The sequence below is a fragment of the Bdellovibrionales bacterium genome (assembly GCA_018266295.1).
Taxonomy (GTDB): Bacteria; Bdellovibrionota; Bdellovibrionia; order Bdellovibrionales; family Bdellovibrionaceae; genus JACMRP01.
Map to the genome: position 1 here is coordinate 18,581 of JAFEAQ010000015.1, position 11,807 is coordinate 30,387.

The 11,807-nt window shown below is 47.4% G+C and carries 14 protein-coding genes; 11 read left to right on the forward strand and 3 right to left on the reverse strand.

The window, feature by feature from the left end; genetic code table 11:
* Positions 1 to 98 precede the first annotated feature (98 nt).
* From JSU04_16035 to JSU04_16045, 3 genes are all read right to left on the reverse strand, one after another.
* On the reverse strand, positions 99 to 1,142 hold the full coding sequence (locus JSU04_16035; GenBank protein ID MBS1971822.1) for a hypothetical protein: 1,044 nt from the start codon (positions 1,140 to 1,142) through the stop codon (positions 99 to 101).
* Between the two features lie 98 nt (positions 1,143 to 1,240).
* The gene (locus JSU04_16040) at positions 1,241 to 2,419 is read right to left on the reverse strand and encodes a hypothetical protein (GenBank protein ID MBS1971823.1); all 1,179 of its coding nucleotides are present in this window, start codon (positions 2,417 to 2,419) and stop codon (positions 1,241 to 1,243) included.
* Between the two features lie 208 nt (positions 2,420 to 2,627).
* Complete coding sequence (locus JSU04_16045) at positions 2,628 to 3,116, reverse strand: hypothetical protein (protein ID MBS1971824.1); 489 nt, start codon at positions 3,114 to 3,116, stop codon at positions 2,628 to 2,630.
* Between the two features lie 201 nt (positions 3,117 to 3,317).
* On the opposite strand from JSU04_16045, the gene JSU04_16050 reads away from it, so the two are divergent.
* From JSU04_16050 to JSU04_16100, 11 genes are all read left to right on the forward strand, one after another.
* A complete protein-coding gene (locus JSU04_16050; protein ID MBS1971825.1) occupies positions 3,318 to 4,922 on the forward strand; it encodes a peptide chain release factor 3 in 1,605 nt (534 codons plus the stop codon).
* Between the two features lie 2 nt (positions 4,923 to 4,924).
* Positions 4,925 to 5,863 (forward strand): ABC transporter ATP-binding protein, encoded by a 939-nt coding sequence (locus JSU04_16055; protein ID MBS1971826.1) that lies wholly within the window; start codon positions 4,925 to 4,927, stop codon positions 5,861 to 5,863.
* On the forward strand, positions 5,863 to 6,639 hold the full coding sequence (locus tag JSU04_16060; protein ID MBS1971827.1) for an ABC transporter permease: 777 nt from the start codon (positions 5,863 to 5,865) through the stop codon (positions 6,637 to 6,639). The genes JSU04_16055 and JSU04_16060 overlap by 1 nt, the downstream gene beginning before the upstream one ends.
* A gap of 43 nt (positions 6,640 to 6,682) precedes the next feature.
* Positions 6,683 to 8,017 carry a signal recognition particle protein gene (gene ffh, locus JSU04_16065; GenBank protein MBS1971828.1) on the forward strand — a complete coding sequence of 445 codons (1,335 nt, stop codon included), beginning with the start codon at positions 6,683 to 6,685 and terminating at the stop codon, positions 8,015 to 8,017.
* Positions 8,018 to 8,128: 111 nt separating this feature from the next.
* A complete protein-coding gene (rpsP, locus tag JSU04_16070; GenBank protein ID MBS1971829.1) occupies positions 8,129 to 8,380 on the forward strand; it encodes a 30S ribosomal protein S16 in 252 nt (83 codons plus the stop codon).
* A 71-nt stretch (positions 8,381 to 8,451) separates the two neighbouring features.
* A complete protein-coding gene (locus JSU04_16075) occupies positions 8,452 to 8,691 on the forward strand; it encodes a KH domain-containing protein (protein MBS1971830.1) in 240 nt (79 codons plus the stop codon).
* A 149-nt stretch (positions 8,692 to 8,840) separates the two neighbouring features.
* Positions 8,841 to 9,356, forward strand: a complete 516-nt coding sequence (gene rimM / locus JSU04_16080; protein ID MBS1971831.1) for a 16S rRNA processing protein RimM — start codon at positions 8,841 to 8,843, stop codon at positions 9,354 to 9,356.
* Positions 9,356 to 10,150, forward strand: a complete 795-nt coding sequence (gene trmD / locus JSU04_16085; protein ID MBS1971832.1) for a tRNA (guanosine(37)-N1)-methyltransferase TrmD — start codon at positions 9,356 to 9,358, stop codon at positions 10,148 to 10,150. The genes rimM and trmD overlap by 1 nt, the downstream gene beginning before the upstream one ends.
* Entirely contained in the window at positions 10,143 to 10,724 is a 582-nt protein-coding gene (locus JSU04_16090) for an RNA methyltransferase (GenBank protein MBS1971833.1), read from the forward strand. Before trmD ends, JSU04_16090 begins: the two co-directional genes overlap by 8 nt.
* 35 nt (positions 10,725 to 10,759) lie before the next feature.
* Positions 10,760 to 11,176 carry a 50S ribosomal protein L19 gene (rplS, locus tag JSU04_16095; GenBank protein MBS1971834.1) on the forward strand — a complete coding sequence of 139 codons (417 nt, stop codon included), beginning with the start codon at positions 10,760 to 10,762 and terminating at the stop codon, positions 11,174 to 11,176.
* A 3-nt stretch (positions 11,177 to 11,179) separates the two neighbouring features.
* Positions 11,180 to 11,803 (forward strand): ribonuclease HII, encoded by a 624-nt coding sequence (locus tag JSU04_16100; protein MBS1971835.1) that lies wholly within the window; start codon positions 11,180 to 11,182, stop codon positions 11,801 to 11,803.
* Positions 11,804 to 11,807 lie beyond the last annotated feature (4 nt).

The following is an 11,807-nucleotide window of genomic DNA, read 5'->3' on the forward strand; positions in this document are numbered from 1 at the left end:
TATCTAAGGGACGCCGCTCGTTGCGAAGAGCTTTTCACAGCGAGCAGATGGGATTTTCTGAATCATGTTTTGGAGCATGTTCTGGAGCGAAACAGGGATCACTCAGTTTGGGAACGAGTTTGCGATTCGCCTTTGGCGTTGATCTCGACAACCTTGTTCTTAGAAACGCGAATGACAGGAAGCTCTTCGCGCGCAACACCTTTTGCACTCATCTTTTCTACTTCAAAAGGCACAATCTGTTTTGTGCCTTTTTTGCCCGGATGAAGTTCATACTGGTAGGCGCAGTTCTTAGAGCAAGTGTCTTGTCTAAATTTAATGTGTGAGCACTCTTCGCAGATCAGCTCTGTGCTGTCGCAACGAGCGCAAGTGATTTTGACTTCACTCGGCTGACCACAGTGCGGGCAAAGACCATACTTAGTGCTTGGTTGCAGGTTTTGATCTAAAGCCACGCGATGATCGAAGACAAAGCATTCACCTTCAAACTGGTCATTGGGTTGTTCTTTGATGTAATTTAAAATTCCACCCTCAAGTTGGTAAACATTGTCATAGCCCTGCTTTTGCAACTCAAGAATTCCTTTTTCACAGCGGATACCGCCGGTGCAGAAGATCAGCATCTTCTTATCTTTAGGAATGCCCTGAGCTTCAATATACTGAGGAAACTCCGTGAACTTTTCGATGTCCGGATTCAGAGCCCCTTTGAAAGTTCCAATTTTGTACTCATACCAATTGCGGGTATCGATCATGACGAAGTCAGATTCCTCTTTTAAAACCTTGTTCCACTCTTCAGGAGTCAGATGGTGGTTCTTTCCCTCCGGAGGCATCATCTCAGGAATGCCGGTCGTCACGATCTCTTCACGGATCTTAACTTTGAAACGGCGGAAGGGGGCTTTTGCAGAAACAGAATCCTTAAAAAATAGCTCAGGACTTTTGAAGTACTCGCGAATAAACTGTTTCCAAGCTTCAAAACTTTCAGCCGTGCTGGCCGCGCACGTGGAGTTAAACCCTTCGCGGCCAAGAATGACGAGGCCTTTGATGTTGAGCTCCTCAGCCTTGGCTTCGAGATCTTTTTGAACTTGTTCAGGGTTTTCTAAAACGAGGAATTTGTAAAACGCAGCAACAAAGTAGCTTTGGGCTTCTGACATGATAGGGGTACCTCAATTGTCCATCCTGGGCTCCAAACCCAGAGGAGTTGAAATTTATGAAGCTTTTATAGGCGAGTCCACGGCCCGCCGTCAACTCGTCATTCCTTTTGCTTGTACATTTTCCAGCCAAACTTAAACAAGACAACGAGGCTTAGATCCTCATTAAAACCTTCGCGCTTCTGGAGTTCAACGAGACCCTCATTACAAATCTTCAGAGCCTCATCCATGGCTTCCACAGGCCGATAGCGAGCACGGCCATTACTGAGCCCCGCGAGCACAATGTTCGCAAGGTAATTTAGTTCTAAGAGCCGCTGAGCATGCGCCGCCGGATCTTTCACCAAGAGCTCCCGCAGCCACTGCCGGATCGGAAGACCTGAAGCTCCCGAACCTAAAAGCTTCGGTGCTTGGTCCTTGACGACCCCTTGAGCTTTCAGCAGGGCCAGAAGCTCTTGATTGCCGGTGCTCACGGGTTTCAGCGGAGTTCCTTTAAAACTCCGGAAGTACATCTTAGTGATATGGTCGGGCTCTTCGGTAAGGAGCTTATCCAGCGGCGTCTGTTCAATCAAACGGAGGAAGGCTTTTGCTGAAGAAGGCGCGACATACCCTTCTTGCTCGCGGCGCTCTTCACGATCACCGGAAGCATCACTCTCAAGCATGTCGCCTTCACTCAGAACTGTCATGAGGCCGCCATTGTCATTAATCAAATCCATCGAAGCGTAGTAGCAGCGTTTGAGGATTCTCTCGAGGACAGCCGGGTGAAGATCATCCAGCGCTGTCAGTAAACTCATGACCGCGTCCCAGCCCTTGTTGCGGCGAGCGACAATCAAGTAAGAGTTCAGTTCTTGCGAAAGAGTCCCATCGAGAATCTTTTCGAAAATTCCCAAAGAGTCCTCGTCTTCATGCCGGCGGGCTTCGTCGGCGATTTCATCATTATCAAGAACGAAAATAAGTTTTGAAAGGCCGAGTGAAACGAAGTCTTCATCCATTTCGGCCATTTTCTGTGCGGCGAACTTTGAGCCGACTTCCATCAGGACCTCAAGCCAGACTGAAAAACGTTCGTCGTTAAATTTCTCCTCCTCACCGGGGGCGAGGTTCTTCCAAAGATCTTCATCGAAGACCTCTTGCAGCTGAGTGGTGCTTGCAAGACTTACGAGATCGGCGGAATCTTCAAGACCCACGTGTTGAATAATTTTACGAAAGGTTTTTCCGTCGAGAGTTTGCACCGCTTCGACTAAGTTTGGCTTTTCCAAAATCTGCACAAGAATTTTGTATTTCATCCTCACCCCTTTGATGTTTTGCCATTGTGAGGTGGGAGTAGCTTCGGCACCTAACACTTTTTTGAAAGTGAAAAATAAAGTGCCGAAAAATCGGGTTTTTTTTGACATTTCCAGAGAGAAAAGTTAGGGTATTGATATAGGCCGCAAGACACCCCGAAAACTCGCGATTTTCTTCTCAAAAAAACTTTCCAGTCAGCTTTAAAAATTCTCAGCGCTTTTCGCCGCGATGACCAGGGTGTTTGTGTGCAGGACGCTTGTGAGCCCGTGGCATATGATGGTGCAGAGCCAAATCCTGGTCTGTTTTCATTTCCACTTCTTCAATGCCACCCGGAGTGTTGCGGAAGGCCGCCCCCAGTTCACTGCGCGGACTGTCTTCATAACCCTGATTTTGCAATCCGCGGATCGAGGCATCCATGGCATCCGCAGCGCGGTCCATTTGCTCTTTCACATCGATTTCGCCTTCAAGGAAATCATTGGGTTCATCATCTTCGAGCATATCTAATGATTCTGATTTGGCACCCATGTTTTCATCATCAGCCTGACTCAGTTTTTCGGTCAGATCCTGGTCGGCCAAGATGTCGGCTTCATCACTTTCATTCTCGGAAGCACCGCCAGCGACAGGTGCGGTAAAGCCGGGCACAGTGACGCGTCCGCCTTCTTGCTCGGGGGCCAGTTTTAAGAATGGAATAAACAACATAAAACCTCCTCGGGAATAGAAAATCACTCTTCATTAACCCGCCAAGGAGAGGAGGAAGCCAGATGTATTTCACCATATAAGATCTGAGATTTTATGCGCCACAACATTGAGTCGAAAAACCCCTCTGCAGGGTAATTCGCTTGTCCCAATAATTCCGATCATTTATAACGGCTTTTTCGCTTTAAAATTTTAAGGATAAACATGCTCGCAACTCCCGTTGTTCAAAAAGAAATCCAAAGACGTCGCACTTTTGCGATCATCTCGCATCCCGATGCCGGAAAAACCACGCTGACTGAGAAGCTTCTCTATCACGGTGGCGTGATCCATGAAACGGGCGAGGTGAAAGGCAAGCAGGGCTCCAAAGCCGTGACGTCCGACTGGATGGAACTTGAAAGACAAAAAGGGATCTCGATCACATCATCTGTGATGACGTTTGATTACAATCAACTGCGCGTAAACCTTCTCGATACTCCGGGGCATAAAGATTTCTCTGAAGATACTTACCGCGTTTTGATGGCCGTTGAGTCTGCCTGCATGCTGATTGACGTTGCCAAGGGCGTTGAGGAGCGAACTAAAAAACTTTACGAAGTTTGCCGCCTTCGCCATATTCCGATTTTCACGTTCGTGAACAAACTTGATCGCGAGGGGAAAGATCCGCTCACGCTGATTGATGAAGTTGAAAAAACCCTCAACATGCAATGCTACCCAGTGACTTGGCCACTCGGCATCGGTCAGCGCTTCCGTGGTATCTACAATCGCTTGACCAAAGAAATCTGGGTCTACGATCAGCGCCGTGAAGAAGTGGAAGATTACAAAATCATTCCTTTTGAGCCAGGTAAAGACGATGCGATCTTGTACGACTACCTCGATAAAGAATCCGCGGACCAAGTGATCGGAGAGCTCGAGCTTATCGAAGGGGCTCTTCCGCCGTTTGACGTTCAGGCCTTCCTGAGCGGCGAAATTTCGCCGGTGACGTTTGGGTCTGCAAAACAGAACTTCGGCGTGGATACGTTCCTTAATTTCTTTACTCAATACGCGCCGGGCCCGCAGCCGCGCAAAACCAAAGACGACAAAATGATGGATCCTTGCGATGCGAACTTCACAGGTTTCGTATTTAAGATCCAAGCCAACATGGACCGTCGTCACCGTGACCGTATTGCCTTTATCCGCATTTGCTCAGGAAAATTCGACCGCGGCATGAAAGTGCAGCACTCGCGTTTAGAACGTGAACTGCGTTTGTCTTACGCGAGCCAATTCGTTGCTGCTGACAAAGAAACCATCGAAGATGCCTACGCCGGGGATATCGTCGGCGTTGGTGATACCGGCAATTTCGCCATCGGCGACTGCGTTTCAGCCAGTGGCAAGGTCCGCTTCGAAGACATTCCAAAATTCGCACCGGAGCTTTTCGGTAAGCTTTCCGTGCGCGACGCTTTAAAACGCCAGAAGATGCAAGAGGCCCTCAAACACTTGTCAGAAGAAGGTGCGATCCAGCTCTTCTACGATCCGGTGTTCGGTCCGCAGGATCCTATCGTGGGTGCGGTCGGTGAACTCCAGTTTGAAGTTCTGATCCATCGCCTGCAAGACGAATACAACCTTGAAGTGAAATTGAACCGCTTGCCGTTCACGGTGGCTCGTTGGCCGCGTGTCGACGGAAAGTCCGTGGATCAACTGAATGGTGGATTTACAATCTATCGCGACATGATCGAGCAACCGGTGATTTTGCTGAATCAAGAGTGGGATCTAAACTGGGCTCAACGTGAAAATCCAAAAGTAGAATTTGCAACCTCTATCAGCCGAGCACGCTAATTATGTCAAACCCACTGGAAATACAAAACCTCAAGAAATCCTATGGAACCGGAAGTTTCGCAGTGGAAGCTGTCCGCGACGTCAGCTTCGAAGTTCGGCCCTCAGAAATTTTCGGATTGCTCGGTCCCAATGGCGCCGGCAAGACGACGATTATTTCAATTGTCACAACACTCGAGAAACCGACTTCGGGATCTGCCAAGGTCTTCGGTGAAGACGTTGGTGAAAATCCGATGTTCACAAAACGCCAAATCGGTGTTGTTCATCAAGAAGTGATCAATTCCGGATACTTTGATGTTGAAGAGATTCTCGAATTTCAATCGGGTTACTACGGCTTTCATAAAAACACCGAGCGTATTCATTTCTTATTGCACAAATTAAATCTCTTTGAACATCGCCGTAAAAAAGTAAAGCAACTCTCAGGCGGTATGAAGCGCCGATTGATGATTGCAAAGGCCCTTGTGCATAATCCAAAATTATTACTTTTGGACGAACCGACGGCCGGCGTAGATATCAGCCTCCGTGAAACATTGTGGGATTTTGTTCGTGAACTTAAAAAAGAAGGAATGAGCATTTTACTCACGACTCACTATCTAGAAGAAGCTGAAATGCTTTGCGATCGCGTGGGTATTATCAACCGTGGTAAAGTCGAAACGATGGGACCAACGAAAGGAATCATCAAAGACTTCACTCAGCGTGAAATGATCCTGACTCTCAATCGCGACATCACTGTGCCAAAAGAAATGCTCCTTGAGAAAAATGAGAACACTTACAGACTTTTGGTGCCGTCAGGGTCGAACGTCGGCAAAGTGCTCACGGACCTCCATGTGGAAAGCTCTATGATCAGCGATATCGAAATCAAAGAGGGCAGTCTTGAGCAGGCCTTCCTGCGTGTTCTTAAAACGCCGGAAAAAAGTGTTAAGCCCAAGGAGGTTCACTCATGATGGCCACAGGTTTTATCACTCTTTTCACGCGCGAAATTAAGCGCTTTATGAAAGTCGTCGTACAAACGGTTGTGACTCCTTTTGTGAGCTCCTTCTTGTACTTGCTTGTGTTTGGCGTGTCCTTGGGGTCTCAGGTTCAGGTTCATGGCGGTGTTCCGTATCTGGCGTTTTTGATTCCAGGTCTTATGATGATGGGTCTGATGAACAATGCTTTTCAAAATTCGTCGTCATCAATCGTCTCCTCAAAATTCTCAGGCGATCTTGAGGATATTCGCGTAGCTCCGATCACCAACCAACAAATCATCTGGGCGATGAGTCTGGGTGGGGTTGTTCGTGGCGGTCTCGTGGCGCTTGTGACGTATTTGGTGGGAGCGGTGTTTTACTACTTCCAGCAGCATGAGGTTCTCACTATTCTTCATCCGTTGGCGTTGATTTATTTCGTCATCATAGGTGGCTTGATTTTTGGAATGATTGGGATCGCCGTGGCTTTCTGGGCCAACAGCTTTGACCAATTAAGTGCATTCAGTGCTTTTGTGCTTTTACCATTAACCTATTTGGGTGGGGTTTTTATCTCTGTCGAGAGCCTCCATCCATTTTGGCAAGTGGTTGCGAAACTCAATCCGCTTTTATACCTCATTAACGGCCTTCGTTACGGCGTTCTTGGGGTGAGTGACGTGGATATCACCCTCTCGGTGATATTGAGTCTCATTGGCTTTGTGGTGTTTTACGGAGTTTCTTTATTGGCACTTCGTAAAGGCTCCTTCCAAAGATGGTAATATAAATTTGATGAATAGGGATGAGTCCTAACTAGAGGAAAAAATGTTCGAGAATCTGTCAGATAAAATTATGACGAGCCTGAAAAAGGTCCGCGGCCAAAATAAAATCTCCGAGAGCAACATCGAAGAGGCGATCAAAGAAATCCGCCTGAGCTTGCTTGAGGCCGACGTGAACTTCAAAGTGGTGAAGTCCTTTATTGATAAAGTAAAAGCCAAAGCCCTCGGCCAGGAGGTTCTCACAAATGTGAATCCTGGACAGCAGTTTGTTAAAATTGTTCACGACGAACTCGTCAATGTTCTTGGCGGTGGCGCCGTGGACGTGAATGTCCGTGAAAATCCAAGTGTGATCTTCCTCGTCGGTCTTCAAGGGGCCGGTAAAACGACGACCTCTGCAAAATTAAGCCTCTACGTGCGCCAGAAGCTCGGCAAAAAGCCGGGTCTTGTGCCAGCGGACATCTATCGTCCGGCGGCGATTGAGCAATTGCAGACGCTCGCGAAAGCGAACAATATTCCCTGTTTCCCGACTCAGGCTGGTCAAAAGCCGGAAGAAATTCTCGAGCAGTCTAAAAAATGGGCGCGCGATAATATGGTCGACGTGGTGATTGTGGATACGGCCGGTCGTTTGCAAATCGACGATCAATTAATGACGGAGTTGCAGAACTTAAAAAGCATCTGGTCTCCGCAAGAAGTCTTGCTCGTGGCCGATGCGATGCTCGGGCAACAGTCAGTCAATGTGGCCGAAGGTTTCCATCAACGCTTGGGGCTGACAGGTCTTGTTCTCACGAAAGTGGACGGGGATGCCCGTGGGGGGGCGGCTCTCAGTATTCGTGAAGTCACCGGGATTCCGATTAAATTCCTCGGTGTGGGTGAAAAAGTGGCAGCACTCGAAGTGTTCCATCCAGATCGTTTGGCTTCGAGAATTTTGGACATGGGTGACGTTTTGTCCCTGGTCGAAAAAGCACAGGAAGTGATCGATGAAAAGTCCGCGCGTGAAAGCGCTCGCAAAATGGCGAAGAACGAATTCGATCTCGAAGATTTCCTCGCGCAGATTCAGCAATTGAAAAAGCTCGGTGGTATGGAGAGCTTGCTGAAATTTTTACCGGGCATGGGCGAGCTTTCGAAGCAGCTTAAGAACATGACTCCACCAGATCAGGAAATTAAAAAACTTGAGGCCATCATTCGTTCGATGACCCCTCAAGAGCGAAAAAACCACAAGATATTAAATGCTTCGCGTCGCCAACGAATTGCGAGCGGTAGCGGAACGCAAGTTCAAGACGTCAATAAGCTGATTAAGCAGTTTGAAGACGCAAAGAAAATGATGAGCGGGCTCATGAAAATGGGAATGGGTCGAGGCGGAGGAATGAAGTTCCCATTTTAAGGCTTGATCTCTTTTTATAAAAAAGGTAGACCAGTCGACTTGTTAATTGTTTTTTTTATAAATGTTTGCTAAATATTTAGCTGTTTAAAAAAAGTTGATAAAGAGGATTACATGGCAGTTGTTATTCGTTTGGCTCGTACTGGTGCAAAACACACCCCTAAATACCGTATCACAGTGGCAGATTCTCGCCGTTATGTGACTGGTAAGCACCTCGAAGTTATCGGTACTTACATCCCAACACCACAAGGTGCTGACCAAAAAGTCAAAATCGACATGGAAAAGTACAATGAGTGGGTTAAAAAAGGCGCTCAGCCTTCAGACCGCGTAAAACACGTGGTTAAGCTTGCTCAAACAGCAAAGTAATTTAAAAAAATAACCAGGTCCTATTATGGGGCCTTGGAATGTTATTGCGGACACATGATGTGGAGGAACTCATGGAAAATCTTAAAGACCTCGTTGAATTTATGGCGAAATCTTTGGTTGATAAACCAGAGCACGTAGAAGTCGACGAGATCCCTGGACAACAAACAACTTTATTGGCTTTGAAAGTTGATAAAGAAGATCTGGGTAAAGTTATCGGTAAGCAAGGTAAGACTGCAGCTGCAATGAGAACAATCATTCGCGCAGCGGGCACTAAGCTGAACAAACGTTACCACCTTGATATCGTTGAGTAGCATCTAGTTTCTGCAACAAGGTTTCAAAGTTAAAAAGGGGCTTAAGGCCCCTTTTTTATTTTAAAAAGATTTCGAAAATTGTGCTCACAGATTGCGAGCACACCGGCTACGTGGCATACGCTCTTTATACATTGGATTCGCTTATGGAAATGAAATTAGTTGGAAAAGTAAAAGATGCGCATGGACTCAGAGGTGAACTCTACGTCCTTATTTTCTCTGGCGAAGTGCCTTGGGCAAAAAAGCTTAAGACCTTCGAACTGCGTTCACCAAAAACCGGTGAGGCTGTCACTTTCGATGTTGAGAAAATGAAGCCATTTAAGCAAGGCCTCATTCTAAAGCCGGCAACGATGGCCGATAGAAATGCGGCTGAAGCTGTCAAGGGACACGAGTTCTATATCCCAGCTGATATTTTCGTCTCTAAACCGGGCGAGACGATCTTCCTCAATGAGATCATGGATTTCATGGTGAAAAACGTGGCTCAGGAAAACATCGGCCCTATCAAAGGCTTCTCTTCAAACGGCGCTCAGGATTTGCTTGTAGTTGAAACTGCAAAAGGTAAGGCCGAGGTTCCATTTGTAGAAGCGTTCATTAAAAAAATTGATTTCAAACATAAAACCGTGGTGATGGATTTGCCTGAAGGCCTTTTAGATATCGAGAACATCTAATGGCTTTTCGGTTTCAGGTCATCACAGTCTTTCCCGAAATGATCTCCGCTGCGATGTCAGTGGGGGTTTTCTCGCAAGCAGTGAAGACCTCGTTGCTCTCTCTCTCATGTATCAATCCACGTGATTTTACCACGGACCTTCATCGCACCGTGGACGATCGTCCTTTCGGTGGCGGCGACGGCATGATTATGCTGCCAGAGCCTCTGGAAAAGTCTATTGCTGCCGCCAAAGCTCAGCAGCCTGAAGCGAAGGTCGTCTACTTATCGCCTCAAGGAAAGCCTCTGACACACGATAAGGCTCAAGAGCTTTCACAGGGCCAGGGATTGATCCTTCTCTGTGGCCGCTATGGCGGTATTGATCAACGTGTGATTAATAAATTCGTCGACGAAGAAATCTCAACCGGTGATTATGTCATTTCCGGCGGAGAGCTGGCTGCATGTGTGCTGATGGACGCGGTTTCGCGTTTTGTACCAGGGGTGCTTGGTCACAAAGATTCAGCCGACAAGGACAGCTTTGCTGAAGGTCTTTTAGAACATCCAAATTTCACCCGTCCCCGCGAGTATCAAGGGCAAGGCGTGCCGGAGGTTCTTGTTGGCGGAAATCATAAGAAAATCAATGAGTGGAAAGAGCTGGTTTCCTTTTTGGTGACTTTGCAAAAACGCCCGGATCTGATTGATAAAGCTGAAGATCAAAAGCAGCTCACGGCGGCCTTTCGCCTTTGGAACTCCATGAGTGTGGAAGAGCGCGAGCTATTAGGGCTCCATAAGCTGAGCGAAGGGGATTTCCATGGCTGAGAAACCATATGTGCCGAGGCTGGCAATTGGCCTTGTTCACTATCCAATTGAAGATAAAGAAAAGAAAATCGTTGCGACCAATATCACAAATTTTGATATTCATGACATTGCGCGTGCTGCGCGTATGTATCAGGTAGAAAATTATTACCTGATACATCCGATGCAGGAACAGCTGATGTTTGTCGAGCGGGTGTTAGATCACTGGAGAACCGGTCAGGGAGCGAAGTTCAACCCATCTCGCAAGCGTGCCTTGGAGCGAGTAAAAACTGCCGAAAGCTTCGAAAAAGCCTTCCTCGATTGGGGGGTTCCTGAGGCCATGACTGTGGCCACCCACGCGCGCCCTATTGAGGGGGTTGAGACCTTGAGTTTCCGGGGGATACGCGAGCGGATGCATGACGAAAAAAGGCCGTGTTTTCTGCTATTTGGGACCGGTTATGGGCTCACCGAAGAGTTCATGAAAGGCTGCTCGGCGATCCTCGAGCCGATCAAAGGGGCTCCGCCGGATGATTTTCGTCACTTATCAGTTCGATCTGCCGTAAGTATCTGTCTTGACCGCATCATGGGGTCATGGTAACAACTTCCTTTACTTTTATATCCATGGGGAAAAAAATGGCTAAAGCTGCAAAAAAAACCACTGCTAAAAAAGACGTTAAAGAGACGAACCTCGTTCGCCGCGTAACTCAACGTGCTGCTAACAAAAACATCAACACGTTCAAATCTGGCGATACAGTTAACGTGTATGTAAAAGTAAAAGAAGGGGAAAAAGAACGCGTTCAGCTCTACAAAGGCATCGTTACTAAAATTCAAGGTAACGGCGTTGCTAAATCATTCACAGTTCGCAAAATTTCTGCGGGTGTGGGCGTTGAGAGAACTTTCCCGTTCGTTAGCCCTGCTATCGATCGCGTTGAGACTGTTGCTCACGGTCAAGTACGTCGCTCTAAGTTGTACTACCTCCGTGACCTTGACGGTAAAGCGGCTAAGATCACTTCTGAAATTGCAACTAAAGAGTCAGTTGCTGCTGAGTAGTTGATGAAATCATTCGAGCCAATTGATTGGCGAAGCTTCTGTACGGACGACTCCGATTTCAAAATCATCGGAGTCGATGAAGTCGGCAGAGGTTGTTTGGCGGGCCCGGTTTACGCGTCCGCCGTTTCTTTTAATTCAGATTATCTTTCTGATTTAGTGACTGATTCGAAACTCTTGTCCGAAAAACGTCGGACAGAACTCTCTATCGAAATTCAAAAGCATCACCATGTCGGTATCGGCTTTGCAACGGTTGAGGAAATTGATGAGCTCAATATTCTTCAAGCTTCGTTGCTGGCGATGAAGCGGGCTGTGGAAGCGCTTGGCTTTGCGAAGGGACATCTCTTGATTGATGGCAATCAAAAGATCCCGAATATGGCGAAAGCGTTTCAGCAAACAACCGTCGTGAAAGGCGATTTGCGTGTGGCGCTGATTTCAGCGGCTTCCATCGTTGCGAAAGTGACGCGGGATGAATTGATGAAGAACTTGGGCACAACATTCCCACAATATGGATTTGAAGCGCACAAAGGCTATTCAACGGCCGTTCACAAAAAATCAATCGCCGAGCACGGTCCCTGCAAATGGCACCGCAAATCCTTCTCAGGCGTTAAAGAGCACCTCTCTTTGTAAAGCT